Genomic DNA, 11,970 nt, shown 5'->3' on the forward strand with positions numbered 1-11,970 from the left:
CCAGATCGGGGTCCAGCTCAGGGACCAGCTCGGGGGCCAGCTCGCTTACGACACGCTTTGGTTCGCCGGAGGCTCCGAGTTCTATTGGATTGCCTTATATAAGTTCGCGCAGAAGATCGGCGTCGAGTACACCGATGAGCAATCAGCCGCCTTGGAAGCGTGGTCGGACTATGCCCGGCTTTGCGGACCCCTTTACCCATATGACGGAGTGGCTTTTGTAAGCAAACGTCCGGAACTGCTGGCCTTTGATGATCAGCAGAGGCTGCATAGCGAGATCGGACCCGCGATGCGCTTTTCAAGCGGGTATTCGCTACACGCGTGGCATGGAGTTCGCGTTCCGTCCAAATGGATCGATGAACGGGATCATATGGACCCAGCCGAAGTGCTCGCCTGTGAAAACGTCGAGCAGCGCGCCGCTGGAATGGAGATCGTCGGATGGTCGAAGGCTATCGATCTGCTGCAATGCAAGGTCATCGATAGCGACCCCGACCCAGACCATGGCGACCTGATCGAGCTGACCCTTCCCGGTCTTTCCGAACCCGGTCGGTTCCTCCGTGCCTACTGCCCCCGCAATGGGCAGATCGTGGAGGGCGTGCCTTACGTTTCCGACATCGACAGCAGGCCGATCAACACCGTCAAGGCGGCGCAAGCCTGGAGCTTCGGCGTCGCGACAGACGCTTTCACCTATCCCACCGCAGTCAGCTAACAGCGAGGTATAAGCTGATGAATATTCGTCAAGGAGAGGTCCGTTTCATCCCGGTGGATGACTTAGGGTCGCACGAAACCCGCCCCATCGTCGCCACGAATGGCGTCATCATCGTGGGTGAGAGCGAAAGCCACCACCACCACGTGCTAGATGCGGATGGCGTGACGGTCATGGAGCGCATCAACGTCCCGGCTGGAATGCGCATTCTTGAAGCCATCGTGGAGAAGCCGACGCGGCTCCGCCAGACGGCGGGCAATCCCCACGGGTCACATGAGATCGCGCCGGGAAAATACGAAATTCGCATCAAGCGCGAGTTCAACCCCTTCATGGAGATGGCTCGCCGCGTCGCCGACTGATACCCCCCCGCCCCTGCCAGCTGGGCGAGCCGTGGACAGGCAGGGGCACCCAACCCAGAATCTCACAGGAGAACCGAATGAGCGTCAACGAAGCAGAAATCGAAGCAGAACTGCAAGCGTCCGGTAAAACCGCCCCGCGCATCACGCCGGGGGATCTGGATGCCGAGATTGCCGATTGTGACTACCACGTCTTCCCCGGAACGACCCTGACGATCTGCGCCCTCAAGCTGAGAAACGGGTTCATCGTGACCGGGGAAAGCGCTGCGGCAAGCCCCACGAACTTCGACCCCGAGATTGGCAAGAAGATCGCCCGCGCCAACGCCCGCGATAAGCTCTGGCCCCTTCTGGGCTTCCGGCTGCGCGACGCCCTCGCATCGTCATGACCGCGCCTCCTGCCGGGCAATGATCCCCGGCAGGGGCACCCAACACGGACGCTTCGCCCGCCACCGCGACGCCAAGCGCCCTTTAGTAAGGAGGCAAAGAATGAACGCTGTTACCAAGCATGACGCGCCGAAGATTGCCGTCCACAAGAACGTCTACATGGCGCTCGCCGCCGCACAAATGGAGATGGGAACCGTCACAAAGGGGGCGGTTAACAGAGCATTCACAAGCCGTTATGCCGACCTCGCGGACGTTATGCAGGCTGTTCTCCCGGCCCTTAACGCGAACGGGCTGGCCCTGTTCCACACTTTTGTCGACGGGTCTGCGGCTATGCGTACCACCCTCATCCATGGGGAGAGCGAAACACGCATCGAGTGCGATGTGCCGCTTATCGTCACGAAGAACGACATGCAGGGCATGAAGTCCGCAACGACCTACGCCAAGCGTATTGGCACGGAGAGCGTTACGGGGGTCGCCCCGGATGACGACGACGGGAACGCCGCAGTCAAGGCCGCGCCGCAGAGGCTTGAGCCGCCGAAATCGGATCCAGAATTCAACCCCGCAGGATGCCGGGATCGTCTGATCTCCGCAATCAGCAGGCGCACCACAAAAGAAGCTCTGACCGATCTTTGGAACAAGGAAAAGGGAGCGCGCGTAGCGCTGAAAGAGGCTGATGAGCCGAAGTATCTGGAATTCGTCGCGGCGTTCAAGGCGGCTGGCGAGAAAGCTCACGCCGACCCCGCCCGCCAAGCCCCCAGCCTCGCCGACAATATCGGCGATGAAATCCCCTACTAGGTGTCCACGATGAACGAGATGAATCCGCGCGCTGTAGTCGGAAACAACAATCCCCCAGATCCCATGGACGAGGCGCTCACCCCTTTCGGTGATGCCATTTCGGAAGCCGAGAACTGGCTGGACGGGGAGCCAGTCACAAACGAAAGCCAGATGAAGGCGGTGGACAAGCTGGCGAAGGACATTCGCTCCGCTCGCCGCGCACTGGACGATGCCAAGAAGTCGGCGACTGCCCCGCTGCATGATGCGTGGAAGGCGGAGATTGCCCGCTGGAAGCCGACCGAGGATGACTTGGACCGGATACAGAAGGGCCTTGCTTCCATCTCGAACGATTTCAAGAAAAAACTGGCGGCTGAAAGGGCAGCGGAGGAACGCGCTACCCGCATCGCGGCGGAGGAAGCCGCTCGGGTCGCCCGCGAAGCGGCGATGAAAGCCGATGATGGCAACATCGAGGAACAGCGCCAAGCAGCCGCCGCGCAAACCGCCGCAGAGCAAGCGCAGCGGGACGCCCGCGCCGCCACCAGGGCGAACGACGTCAAAGGACTGCGCACCGTCACGCGCTACGAGATCACCGATCACCGCGCCCTGCTGAACTGGATTGCCCGCAACTCGCGCGACGACGTGACGGCATTCATCGAGGAATGGGCGCGCCGCAATCACAAGACCCACCGGAGCGCCGAAGGGCTGCGCGTGTGGGACGCCAAGGAGGCATTCTGATGGCCCACTTCGATCTTCTCAGCCCGCGCAAAGGCAAGGACGACAAGACCCGCTGGCACAAGATCGGCGCAGCGTTCCCGCGCGACAAGGGCGGTTTTCAGCTTGTGCTCGACAGCCTGCCGCTGGCGGACAGCGAAGGCCGCGTCACGCTGATGATGTGGGAGGCCAAGCCGCGTGACACCCGCCAGCGCGACACTTCCGACGGCTCTGGCGGCTCTGGCAGCTATGGCGGTGGGTATGGCGCTGGCGGGCGTCCGGGTGGCGATCTGGACGACGACCTCGATTCTATTCCGTTCTGAGGAGGCCCCTATGACCGACGCCGACATTCTCACTGCCCTACAAGCCGCCGAGCAGGAAACAGGATGGCGCACGCCGTCGCTGCTGGTGGATCTGGTCGTGCAGAAGCTGGATCCCACGAACGCCGCCGAGGAAGCGCATTTCCGGGCACAGGCCGAGCGCGTGCTGTTCGAGCGGAACACGTGCTGGGGGGCCGGGTGATGCCGACGAAGATCATCCGCGACCCGGAACATATCGAGGCATTGTCCCGCATTCTGGCGGATCGCAAGCTCCCGATCACGCTGTCCTGGCACCAAGGGGCGAGCCGCAGTCATCAACAAAACCGACTTGCGCAGCGGTGGTATTCCGACATCGCGCGCCAGCTTGGCGACACGACGCATGAGGAGGTCCGCGCTGATTGCAAGGTCACTTTCGGGGTGCCGATCCTCCGCGCGGAAAACGGAGCATTCGGGGCGGAATGGGACGCGTCCCTCGGACGCCTGAGCCACGAATCTCAGCGTAGAGCGGTAAAGGCGTTCGACCTCCCCGTGACCCGCCTGATGACGATGCCCCAGATGACCCAATACATGGACGAGATGCTGCGCCATTGGGGCGGGATGGGTATTCGTCTGACGGACCCGGAAGCCATGAAATACGAGGAGGAATTTGCATGACCTTCCTCTCTATTCCCAAAAAGCCGCTCGGCCCGAAGGTCCGCTCTGCCGTATCAAAGCTTGTGCGTGACAGCGCGGCAGGGCAACCCTGCGCCCTCCGTCTCTCCTGCTGCCTGCCCGGAAATGAAACCGTCGTTCTGGCCCACCTGCGCATGTTCGGAGCCGCAGGCATCGGCCAGAAGCCTCACGATTTCCATGCCGTCTACGCCTGCGCCGCGTGCCACGACCAACTGGATCGCCGCGCTGGGGATGCGGAGTGGGGATACGACGACATTCTGCGCGCTCTCATGGAGACGCAATCACGGCTTTACGCGGGCGGGCTGCTGAGGATCGGCCCGGCATCGAAACGGAACCCCTGACCTAACAGGACCACACCATGAAATTTGCGACCCTGCTTTCAGCGGGCTTGATGCTCGCACCCTGCGCTCAGGCTTCGGAGCGCGAATCCTGCCTCGACGGCTGCATTGCGGAGGACGTGTGATGCGGCTCCACCATTACGTCGCCGCTGCGGCCCTAGGCACATGGGCGGGATTGTGGCTCACCGATGCCCCCGCCGATACCGCTGGCCCAGGGGATTTTCGGGTGGTGTATCTGCCCCCTGATGTCGAGTGCGGCACCCCATACGCATGGCCCGTGGATTTTTCCGGGCTGATGCAGCCTAAATCGACCTTCGTCTATGAGCCGCGCGAACGGTTGCCCCCGGTGATCCTCCCGACCGCCCCCGGCGGGGGAGGTAATCACCGCCCTGACCCGCCGCGCCCGCCATCTCCGGTGCCTCTCCCGTCCACCCTGCTGACACTGCTCAGCGCCGTGATTTCCGCCGCAATCGTATTGAGGATGACCAAATGAGCAGGATACGCCGATTTTTTGCCCGACGCGAAACCTACCTCCGACACCTGCGCGAAATCGAGACTGGCACTATCGAGTACGACAGCCATAGCGACGACGTCTGTCTCGCCCCCGGCGTCACGCTCACAGACGCGCATATCCAGATTGTGCTGCAGCGCCCCTACCTTGCGGATAGCTGGCCCCCCTACCTGCGCGCGCGGATCGGCCTGCCGCCGCTGCGCGCTGGCGAGGATGACGATTTTATCGAGAGGTTTTGGTGATGCAGGAAACATCAATGACCGATCTTGAAAAGCTGCTGGCCGAGGTGACGCCAGGGGAGTGGAAGATTGGACGCCTTGAAAGCTACGAGATGGACGGAACGCCTTTCCGCCGCGTCTATTTCGAGAGTGGAGAGGCCCACATTCGCGGCGCGGATTGCGACCAAAACGCCCGCCTGATCGCCATGGCACCCACCCTCGCCCGAAAGGTAATTGCGGCGGAGAAGCTGGCGGAGGCGCTTCGGCTTCATCAGGCTTGGAGCGACAGCGAGGATGCTGGACCTGACTATGGCGAGCAGTCTCGCGATACACACCCTGACGGTGAGCGCATCTGGAAGCAATGGTGGGATGGCAACCTGAGCTTATGTGGTCGCGCGCAAGACATGACACGCGACGCCCTCGCCGCATGGGAGGCCGAACAATGACCGATCTTGAAATCGCCCGGCTCCGCGCCGAGAACGAGCGACTGCAGGAAATGACTGTGCGGCTGGAGAAAGCCGAAGCCGAACGCGACACCGCCCGCGCAGAGACGGCGATGGCGTTTGAGGTGGCGGCTAAGGCTTGTGACACCTTGGCGCTGGCAGACTTCGAAAAAGGGCCTCTGATGCGTTCTGCAGAGCGTTGCGCCCGATCCGTCCGCGCACTCACACCCGCCGACGCCACAGCCGCCCTTGCAGCCCGCGACAAAGCCACGCGGGAACAGGCGCTGCGGGATGCGCTGACAACCGTGGCGGACCTTAGCGATGACAGGCCAATGAGAACGCTCGCCCGCGCCGCCCTGGGGGATGGGTGATGCAGCCAGCCAAGCCATACACACCCGACACGCTGGCCGAGCGGTGGGGCTGTTCCGGAGAAAAAGTGCGCCAGCTGGTCAAATCTGGCCAGTTGCCCGGGTTCAGGATCGGTCGCATGATCCGAATCCCGGTTTCGGCGGTAGAGGAGTATGAGCGGTGCGGGAATACAGTGTCGGACGCCTCAATGGCCGGTTCGTCGTCACGTGGGATGACAACGGCAAGCGACGACGCTTTCGTCTTGCGGCAGAGACGCGTCGGGAGGCCGAATCAGAGGCCCTGACCGTTTTGCGCAGGGAAACACGCCCTTCCGGTGCACCGCGAACCGTGCGAGATATCTGGCGGGAATACTGCGACGAGCACGCAGGCAGGCCCGCGACGAAAAACATGACTTTCACCGGCCTGCCTATCCTGGCGCATTTCGGAACCCTGCTGCCCGATCAGATCACGGGCCAGCACTGCCGGGACTATGCTGCCTCCCGGGCGGCAGAGGGCAGGAAAACAGGCACCGTATGGACCGAACTTGGCCATCTGAGCACCGCCCTGAACTGGGCGGCAAAATCGCGCATCATCGACCGCGCACCTCACATTCAGCGCCCTAAAAAGCCCGCCCCCAAGGACCGATACCTCACCCGGTCCGAGATAGACCGCCTGCTGGCCGTAGTTGAGACACCACATATCCGTCTGGCGGTGATTCTCATGCTCTCCACCGCCGCGCGGGTCGGGGCGGTGCTGGATCTCACATGGGACAGAGTAGACGAGAAGCGCGGCAGGATCGACCTGCGCCGGGACATGGATGGACCGAGAAAAGGCCGGGCGGTTGTGCCGATCAATCCGGGATTGCGGGCGTCACTGCTGACGGCCCGCGAGGCGGCGCAGACCGATCACGTAATTGAGTATGCCGGGGCGCCGGTGCGATCTATACGAACCGGTCTGCAAGCGGCCTGCCGCAAGGCGAAATTATCTGACGTCACGCCTCATGTATTTCGCCACACAGCCGCCGTTCATATGGCCGAGGCGGGCGTTCCGATGAGCGCAATCAGCCAATATCTGGGCCATTCCAGCACGTCGATAACCGAGCGAGTCTATGCCAGATATTCGCCGGATTATCTGGCAGATGCGGCCCGCGCCATTGATTTTGTGGGGATCAGAAGCGTGAAATAGGTTCGTTGAACCAGACCGCACTACGCAATTTCTTGGTAAGTCATTGAAAAGAATGGTGGGCGCGACAGGGATCGAACCTGTGACCACTACGATGTCAACGTAGTGCTCTACCGCTGAGCTACGCGCCCCACCCGACCCTGACCGCAGCTTCCTGCGAAACCGGCGGTCCTTGTCGGTTGGCGGGTCTATAAAAGGACTCGCGAAGGTGTTCAAGGGCTTTTGGAGAGAACCTTCATCGCACTATATTCGTTTTCGATGGAGATCGCGATGAGCCCTGCCCCCTATACTCTGACGGAGCCTTCCACGCAGACCACGCCGGTTGTGTTTTCCTCGCCCCACAGCGGAAGACACTATCCGGATGCATTCCTGAACGCATCTCTGCTCGATGCGCGCGCGATCCGGTCATCCGAGGATGCTTTCGTCGAAGAACTTTGGTCCTGCGCCCCTTTGCACGGGGCGCCGCTCATCGCAGCGACCATGCCGCGCGCCTTCATCGACCTCAACCGCAACTGCGACGAACTCGACCCCGCCGTGATCGAAGGGGTGCGCCATGTCGCGCACAATCCTCGTATCTCGTCGGGTCTGGGGGTGATTCCCCGGGTGGTTGCCGGCGGGCGGGCCATCGTTTCCGGCAAGATGCCGCGGAGCGCTGCGGAGGAGCGTATCGAGCTTTGGTGGCGTCCCTATCACGCCCGCCTCGGGCAACTGGTGGAGGGGACGATCGCCCGCTTCGGCACCGCGCTGGTGATCGACTGCCATTCCATGCCTCGGGAAGCGGTGGAGAATCACTTTTCCGCCGCAGGGCGCCGCCCCGATGTGGTGCTGGGCGACAGGTTCGGATCGAGCGCCGACGGGCGACTGGTCGAAATGGTCGAATCGCTGCTGGCGGCAGAAGGGCTTCGGGTGCTTCGCAACATGCCTTTCGCGGGAGCCTATATCACCCAGACCTACGGCAACCCGACACGCAATCGCCACGTGATCCAGATCGAGGTGGATCGCGGCTTGTACATGAACGAACGCACCCTTCGGAAAAGCGATGATTATCCGGCTTTTCAGATGCTGATCGACAGGGTGGCCGCCGGAATCGCGGCAGGCGCCAGCGACTTTGCTGGGGGCGAGCGGCGCCACGCCGCAGAATAGCCAGACAGGAACACAGTCATGCCATCTCATCGCCGTGCCCCCGGGGCCAGCGCTTCCCGCCGTTTCGGCAGAAGGATTGCGGGGCTGGCGTTGCTCGCAGCGGCCGCCTGCGCGCCCGCGAGACCCGACCCTGCGACTCTCTCGGCCCGTTATGAACGTATGCCGATCTTTCGGCTCTGGGAGGTCCAGAGAGAGCCGCCGTCCGAGACCGATCTGATGATGGTGGAAGCCGAGTTGGGTGTGCGCGGGCAGATGCGCTTCGGAGGCCGGCACCTTGGCAACATATCCGCAAGCGCGGTGGGCAAGTCCCGCTTCCCCCGCCCCGCCGAACCGGGACTGAAGCGCAGTTGCCGGGAGTTCGACTCTGCCGCCGCGGCACAACGGGTCTTTCTGGCGGCGGGCGGACCGGAAAGCGACAGCTATGGGCTGGACCCTGACGGAGATGGCTTCGCCTGCGCATGGGGCGAGACCCTGCGGCAGAACCGCGACAACGCCGGGACAGGGGCACGCCGGTATGAGCGGAACGAAAACGGCTATTGCTATTACATGTCAGGCAAAGACCGCATCTATGTGAGCCGGATGTTCTGTGCGTGACAGCGTGGGACATGACCGACCGTCGCCGACCGACCCTGGCTGACAGCCGTGCGCGCAAGGCGCGTGTTGAGCTAAGTCGGCGACACGCGCGGGGGATCAGCACCCTGACAGCCGCGCGCGGCAAGGCGCGGGGGACGCCCCCCGCGACCCCCGGCTTTGGCCATGCGCAGCCGACGGGATGCGCCGCACGCGCGGAAGGCTAGCGCAGCGCCCTGCCCCGGATGATCGCGTCCCGGCCGAACCGCGCCCGGATGCTGTCGGTCGCGCGCTCCGCCCGTTCGCGCCGCGCGGCGGTCGGATCAAAAAGATCGACCGTCAGATCGCCCTTGCCGGCAGGCATGAGATCGCTCAACCCGACACCCAGCAGGCGGAACGGCCCCGCATCCTTGACATGGGCCATCAGATCAAGGGCCGTCCGGTAGATCTTGTCGGCAAGCTGCGTCGGCTCCCGAAGCGTCTCCCTCCGCGTGAGGATCGCATGGGTGTGACGCTTGAGCTTCAGCGTCACCGTGCGCCCTGACAGATCGCGTGCCTTGGTCCGGTCGGAAACCTGCTCTGCCAAGCGCCACAGATGCCCCTCCAGCAGGTCACGGTCAGAGATGTCCTCGAAGAACGTCGTCTCCCGCGAGATCGACTTGACCGGGGCATGCGGTGTGACGGGGCGGTGATCCTCCCCACGGGCCAGATGCCACAGCCGATCGCCCGAATGGCCGAACCGGCGGGACAGGTCCTCCCGGCTCCAGCGGCGCAGGTCTGCGAATGTGCGGATACCGACGCCCGCCAGCGCCTCCTGAAACGTGGGGCCCACCCCCCAGATGAGCTGGATCGGCCTGTCGGCGAGGAAGTCCATCGTCTCGGCCCTGCCGATCACGGAGAACCCCCGCGGCTTGTCCAGGTCCGAGGCGATCTTGGCGAGGAACTTGTTGTGCGACAGGCCGATGGAGCCGGTCAGGCCAAGCTCCCCCTCCATTCGCCGCACGAGCCGCGCCAGCATCACCGCTGGCGGCGCGTGGTGCAGCCGCTCCGTCCCGGTGAGGTCTATGAACGCCTCGTCCAGCGACAGGGGCTGCACGGCGGGGGACAGTTCCTCCATCATCGCGCGGATTTTGCGGGAGACGTCGACATAGACCTGCATCCGGGGCTTGATGACCACCGCGTCGGGGCAGAGCTTCAGCGCCCGGAACATCGGCATGGCCGACCGCACGCCCTGAATGCGTGCGATGTAACAGCAGGTGGAGACAACTCCCCTGTGACCGCCGCCGACAATCACCGGACGGTCGGCAAGGCTGGGATCGTCCCGCTTCTCCACGCTTGCATAGAACGCGTCACAATCCATATGCGCGACGGAGAGTGTGAAGAGTTCAGGATGCGACAGCACACGCGCGCTCCGGCAGGCCGGACATCTCCGGCCCGCGTCGAAAGGCGTAAGGCAATCGCGGCATAATGCGGGCATCCTTGGGCCTCCTGCGCCATTATCGCGCGGGCGCTCGGCGATGGATAGCCCCATCGCGTGCCGACGGACTGCTCCGGCGTCACATCCACGGTCTGGCAGGTCTTCGCCCCCTTGCCGCGGACTCCGATTGCGGCAACTCTCTGCACAAGAAAGCGGAGGGCGGGATGTTTCTTGAAAGGCTGAGCGGTAGTGAGCTGGTGATGATCGGCATCGCCCTGTTCGTCATCCTGTGCATCTTCCTTGGTGTAAGGATCGTGCCTCAGTCAGAGAAATACGTCGTGGAGCGGTTCGGGCGACTCCATGCCGTGCTCGGACCGGGGATCAACCTGATCGTGCCTTTCCTTGACCGTGTGGCCCATAAAATCTCCGTGCTGGAGCGGCAGCTTCCCGTGGCGCGGCAGGATGCGATCACCGCTGACAACGTCCTCCTTCAGGTCGAAACCAGCGTGTTCTATCGCATTATCGAGCCGGAAAAGACCGTCTATCGCATTCGGGATGTGGATGCCGCCATCGCCACCACCGTGGCCGGGATCGTCCGGGCGGAGATCGGCACGATGGAACTGGACGAGGTGCAGTCGAATCGTGCCCGCCTGATCGAGAAAATCCGCGAGTCGCTGGCGAATATCGTGGACGACTGGGGCATTGAGGTGACGCGGGCAGAGATACTCGACGTCAATCTCGACGAAGCCACGCGCGCCGCCATGCTCCAGCAACTCAATGCCGAACGTGCGCGCCGCGCGCAGGTGACCGAGGCGGAGGGCCGGAAACGCGCGGTGGAGCTTGCGGCGGATGCCGATCTCTATGCGGCGGAGCAGCAGGCGAAGGCGCGCCGGATCAGTGCCGATGCGGAGGCTTATGCGACGGAGGTCGTGGCCCGCGCCATTGCCGACAACGGGCTGGAGGCCGCGCAGTACCAGGTCGCCCTGAAACAGGTGGAGGCGCTGGCCGTGATGGCCAAGGGTGAGGGAAACCAGACGGTCGTCCTGCCTGCCGATGCGGTGGAGGCCTTTGCCAACGCCTTCCGCATGCTGAAGGGGCGTGGGTAACGTGGCCTGGTGGGTCTGGATGATCGGAGCAATCGTGCTGGCGGGGGTGGAGGTACTGATCCCCGGATGGGTCTTTCTCGGCTTCGCCATCGGGGGCATGGTGACGGGGCTGGCCCTTCTGCTCTTCCCCTCGCTCGGGGGAACGGCGATAGTCTGGCTGCTTTTCGCGCTCCTGTCCCTTGCCGGCTGGCTGCTGCTCCGGCGGATCTTCGGGCGGCGGAGCGAGGTGAAAATCTGGAAGCGGGACATCAATGACAACTGAATTCGCCATCCGCCCCGAGCGACCCGACGACGTGGATGCCATCGACCGCCTGATTATCGCCGCCTTCGCAGGGGAACCGCATAGCGAGGGGAACGAGGCGCGGATCGTGCACGACCTGCGGAACGACGGGGTCCTCCTCTCCTCGCTCGTGGCGGAGGACCAGACCCCGGAGGCGGGCGGCGCCATCATCGGACACCTGGTGTTTTCCCCGGTGACCATGGCCAACGGCTCCGTCTGGCTGGGCCTTGGCCCCATCTCGGTCCGCCCCGACCTGCAGCGCAAGGGCATAGGCACGGCGCTGATCCGCGCAGCCTTCGCCCGTCTGGATGAGGATGCGGCGGGCTATGTCGTGGTGGGAGATGCGGAGTACTATGGCCGCTTCGGCTTCGTCGCGGCCCCGCAGGTGACGGTTCCGGGCATCCCGCCCGAACATGTCCTCGTCCGCGCGATATGGACGCCGCCGCCCAAGGGCAAGGCGCTTTATCACCCGGCCTTCGGCCTTCCCGCATGAC

General features: G+C 63.6%; 21 protein-coding genes and 1 tRNA gene. 20 read left to right on the plus strand and 2 right to left on the minus strand.

The genetic code is table 11. The features are described 5' to 3' along the window. The 15 genes from CN97_RS20980 to CN97_RS16730 form a co-directional block, all read left to right on the plus strand. The coding region (locus CN97_RS20980; protein ID WP_211253709.1) for a DUF6745 domain-containing protein at positions 1 to 706 on the plus strand (706 nt) is incomplete at its 5' end. 17 nt (positions 707 to 723) lie between these two features. After that, the gene (locus tag CN97_RS16670) at positions 724 to 1,062 is read left to right on the plus strand and encodes a hypothetical protein (protein WP_035713817.1); all 339 of its coding nucleotides are present in this window, start codon (positions 724 to 726) and stop codon (positions 1,060 to 1,062) included. A 77-nt stretch (positions 1,063 to 1,139) separates the two neighbouring features. Continuing rightward, positions 1,140 to 1,445, plus strand: a complete 306-nt coding sequence (locus CN97_RS16675; RefSeq protein ID WP_035713821.1) for a Gp49 family protein — start codon at positions 1,140 to 1,142, stop codon at positions 1,443 to 1,445. Positions 1,446 to 1,545: 100 nt separating this feature from the next. Beyond that, complete coding sequence (locus CN97_RS19995) at positions 1,546 to 2,238, plus strand: ERF family protein (protein ID WP_051911353.1); 693 nt, start codon at positions 1,546 to 1,548, stop codon at positions 2,236 to 2,238. Positions 2,239 to 2,301: 63 nt separating this feature from the next. Beyond that, complete coding sequence (locus CN97_RS16685; RefSeq protein ID WP_140418212.1) at positions 2,302 to 2,952, plus strand: hypothetical protein; 651 nt, start codon at positions 2,302 to 2,304, stop codon at positions 2,950 to 2,952. Then, on the plus strand, positions 2,952 to 3,251 hold the full coding sequence (locus CN97_RS16690; RefSeq protein WP_035713825.1) for a hypothetical protein: 300 nt from the start codon (positions 2,952 to 2,954) through the stop codon (positions 3,249 to 3,251). The genes CN97_RS16685 and CN97_RS16690 overlap by 1 nt, the downstream gene beginning before the upstream one ends. A 10-nt stretch (positions 3,252 to 3,261) precedes the next feature. After that, positions 3,262 to 3,450 carry a hypothetical protein gene (locus CN97_RS16695; RefSeq protein ID WP_035713828.1) on the plus strand — a complete coding sequence of 63 codons (189 nt, stop codon included), beginning with the start codon at positions 3,262 to 3,264 and terminating at the stop codon, positions 3,448 to 3,450. Continuing rightward, positions 3,450 to 3,902 (plus strand): hypothetical protein, encoded by a 453-nt coding sequence (locus CN97_RS16700; RefSeq protein ID WP_035713966.1) that lies wholly within the window; start codon positions 3,450 to 3,452, stop codon positions 3,900 to 3,902. Before CN97_RS16695 ends, CN97_RS16700 begins: the two co-directional genes overlap by 1 nt. Next, the gene (locus tag CN97_RS16705) at positions 3,899 to 4,261 is read left to right on the plus strand and encodes a nuclease domain-containing protein (protein ID WP_084684232.1); all 363 of its coding nucleotides are present in this window, start codon (positions 3,899 to 3,901) and stop codon (positions 4,259 to 4,261) included. Before CN97_RS16700 ends, CN97_RS16705 begins: the two co-directional genes overlap by 4 nt. 121 nt (positions 4,262 to 4,382) lie before the next feature. Continuing rightward, positions 4,383 to 4,751, plus strand: coding sequence for a hypothetical protein (locus tag CN97_RS16710; RefSeq protein ID WP_035713831.1), 369 nt, complete (start codon positions 4,383 to 4,385; stop codon positions 4,749 to 4,751). Next, positions 4,748 to 5,011, plus strand: coding sequence for a hypothetical protein (locus tag CN97_RS16715; RefSeq protein WP_035713834.1), 264 nt, complete (start codon positions 4,748 to 4,750; stop codon positions 5,009 to 5,011). The genes CN97_RS16710 and CN97_RS16715 overlap by 4 nt, the downstream gene beginning before the upstream one ends. A 14-nt stretch (positions 5,012 to 5,025) precedes the next feature. Beyond that, on the plus strand, positions 5,026 to 5,433 hold the full coding sequence (locus CN97_RS16720; protein ID WP_035713836.1) for a hypothetical protein: 408 nt from the start codon (positions 5,026 to 5,028) through the stop codon (positions 5,431 to 5,433). Next, positions 5,430 to 5,801 carry a hypothetical protein gene (locus CN97_RS16725; protein WP_035713839.1) on the plus strand — a complete coding sequence of 124 codons (372 nt, stop codon included), beginning with the start codon at positions 5,430 to 5,432 and terminating at the stop codon, positions 5,799 to 5,801. Before CN97_RS16720 ends, CN97_RS16725 begins: the two co-directional genes overlap by 4 nt. Beyond that, complete coding sequence (locus tag CN97_RS21480; protein WP_084684233.1) at positions 5,801 to 6,082, plus strand: helix-turn-helix domain-containing protein; 282 nt, start codon at positions 5,801 to 5,803, stop codon at positions 6,080 to 6,082. The genes CN97_RS16725 and CN97_RS21480 overlap by 1 nt, the downstream gene beginning before the upstream one ends. Before the next feature lie 104 nt (positions 6,083 to 6,186). Then, the gene (locus tag CN97_RS16730) at positions 6,187 to 6,963 is read left to right on the plus strand and encodes a tyrosine-type recombinase/integrase (protein WP_248700112.1); all 777 of its coding nucleotides are present in this window, start codon (positions 6,187 to 6,189) and stop codon (positions 6,961 to 6,963) included. A gap of 53 nt (positions 6,964 to 7,016) precedes the next feature. On the opposite strand, the gene CN97_RS16735 is transcribed toward CN97_RS16730, so the two are convergent. Continuing rightward, positions 7,017 to 7,091 (minus strand) — tRNA-Val (locus CN97_RS16735). Between the two features lie 139 nt (positions 7,092 to 7,230). Between CN97_RS16735 and CN97_RS16740 the strand changes: the two genes are divergently transcribed. After that, positions 7,231 to 8,103: an N-formylglutamate amidohydrolase gene (locus tag CN97_RS16740; RefSeq protein ID WP_035713971.1), complete on the plus strand. Its 873-nt coding sequence runs from the start codon at positions 7,231 to 7,233 to the stop codon at positions 8,101 to 8,103. 18 nt (positions 8,104 to 8,121) lie between these two features. Next, the gene (locus CN97_RS16745) at positions 8,122 to 8,697 is read left to right on the plus strand and encodes a hypothetical protein (RefSeq protein WP_131389441.1); all 576 of its coding nucleotides are present in this window, start codon (positions 8,122 to 8,124) and stop codon (positions 8,695 to 8,697) included. A 199-nt stretch (positions 8,698 to 8,896) separates the two neighbouring features. On the opposite strand, the gene CN97_RS16750 is transcribed toward CN97_RS16745, so the two are convergent. Continuing rightward, the gene (locus tag CN97_RS16750; RefSeq protein ID WP_084684234.1) at positions 8,897 to 10,150 is read right to left on the minus strand and encodes a DNA polymerase IV; all 1,254 of its coding nucleotides are present in this window, start codon (positions 10,148 to 10,150) and stop codon (positions 8,897 to 8,899) included. 200 nt (positions 10,151 to 10,350) lie between these two features. Here CN97_RS16750 and CN97_RS16755 point away from each other — a divergent pair, with 200 nt between their 5' ends. From CN97_RS16755 to CN97_RS16765, 3 genes are read left to right on the plus strand one after another with little or no spacing between them, the layout of a single operon-like run. After that, entirely contained in the window at positions 10,351 to 11,196 is an 846-nt protein-coding gene (locus CN97_RS16755) for an SPFH domain-containing protein (RefSeq protein WP_407059740.1), read from the plus strand. Between the two features lie 19 nt (positions 11,197 to 11,215). Then, positions 11,216 to 11,458 carry an NfeD family protein gene (locus CN97_RS16760; protein ID WP_035713974.1) on the plus strand — a complete coding sequence of 81 codons (243 nt, stop codon included), beginning with the start codon at positions 11,216 to 11,218 and terminating at the stop codon, positions 11,456 to 11,458. After that, positions 11,448 to 11,969: a GNAT family N-acetyltransferase gene (locus CN97_RS16765; RefSeq protein WP_035713852.1), complete on the plus strand. Its 522-nt coding sequence runs from the start codon at positions 11,448 to 11,450 to the stop codon at positions 11,967 to 11,969. Before CN97_RS16760 ends, CN97_RS16765 begins: the two co-directional genes overlap by 11 nt. Position 11,970: the final 1 nt, after the last annotated feature.

It is taken from the genome of Haematobacter massiliensis (genome assembly GCF_000740795.1).
GTDB classification, from domain to species: Bacteria; Pseudomonadota; Alphaproteobacteria; order Rhodobacterales; family Rhodobacteraceae; genus Haematobacter; species Haematobacter massiliensis.

Excerpts from the sequence above, each read along its gene's own strand:
- CN97_RS16670 (WP_035713817.1), top strand. The coding sequence starts at position 724 with ATGAATATTCGTCAAGGAGAGGTCCGTTTCATCCCGGTGGATGACTTA.
- CN97_RS16675 (WP_035713821.1), top strand. The coding sequence starts at position 1,140 with ATGAGCGTCAACGAAGCAGAAATCGAAGCAGAACTGCAAGCGTCCGGT.
- CN97_RS19995 (WP_051911353.1), top strand. The coding sequence starts at position 1,546 with ATGAACGCTGTTACCAAGCATGACGCGCCGAAGATTGCCGTCCACAAG.
- CN97_RS16685 (WP_140418212.1), top strand. The coding sequence starts at position 2,302 with ATGGACGAGGCGCTCACCCCTTTCGGTGATGCCATTTCGGAAGCCGAG.
- CN97_RS16690 (WP_035713825.1), top strand. The coding sequence starts at position 2,952 with ATGGCCCACTTCGATCTTCTCAGCCCGCGCAAAGGCAAGGACGACAAG.
- CN97_RS16695 (WP_035713828.1), top strand. The coding sequence starts at position 3,262 with ATGACCGACGCCGACATTCTCACTGCCCTACAAGCCGCCGAGCAGGAA.
- CN97_RS16700 (WP_035713966.1), top strand. The coding sequence starts at position 3,450 with ATGCCGACGAAGATCATCCGCGACCCGGAACATATCGAGGCATTGTCC.
- CN97_RS16705 (WP_084684232.1), top strand. The coding sequence starts at position 3,899 with ATGACCTTCCTCTCTATTCCCAAAAAGCCGCTCGGCCCGAAGGTCCGC.
- CN97_RS16710 (WP_035713831.1), top strand. The coding sequence starts at position 4,383 with ATGCGGCTCCACCATTACGTCGCCGCTGCGGCCCTAGGCACATGGGCG.
- CN97_RS16715 (WP_035713834.1), top strand. The coding sequence starts at position 4,748 with ATGAGCAGGATACGCCGATTTTTTGCCCGACGCGAAACCTACCTCCGA.
- CN97_RS16720 (WP_035713836.1), top strand. The coding sequence starts at position 5,026 with ATGACCGATCTTGAAAAGCTGCTGGCCGAGGTGACGCCAGGGGAGTGG.
- CN97_RS16725 (WP_035713839.1), top strand. The coding sequence starts at position 5,430 with ATGACCGATCTTGAAATCGCCCGGCTCCGCGCCGAGAACGAGCGACTG.
- CN97_RS21480 (WP_084684233.1), top strand. The coding sequence starts at position 5,801 with ATGCAGCCAGCCAAGCCATACACACCCGACACGCTGGCCGAGCGGTGG.
- CN97_RS16730 (WP_248700112.1), top strand. The coding sequence starts at position 6,187 with ATGACTTTCACCGGCCTGCCTATCCTGGCGCATTTCGGAACCCTGCTG.
- CN97_RS16740 (WP_035713971.1), top strand. The coding sequence starts at position 7,231 with ATGAGCCCTGCCCCCTATACTCTGACGGAGCCTTCCACGCAGACCACG.
- CN97_RS16745 (WP_131389441.1), top strand. The coding sequence starts at position 8,122 with ATGCCATCTCATCGCCGTGCCCCCGGGGCCAGCGCTTCCCGCCGTTTC.
- CN97_RS16750 (WP_084684234.1), bottom strand. The coding sequence starts at position 10,150 with ATGCCCGCATTATGCCGCGATTGCCTTACGCCTTTCGACGCGGGCCGG.
- CN97_RS16755 (WP_407059740.1), top strand. The coding sequence starts at position 10,351 with ATGATCGGCATCGCCCTGTTCGTCATCCTGTGCATCTTCCTTGGTGTA.
- CN97_RS16760 (WP_035713974.1), top strand. The coding sequence starts at position 11,216 with ATGATCGGAGCAATCGTGCTGGCGGGGGTGGAGGTACTGATCCCCGGA.
- CN97_RS16765 (WP_035713852.1), top strand. The coding sequence starts at position 11,448 with ATGACAACTGAATTCGCCATCCGCCCCGAGCGACCCGACGACGTGGAT.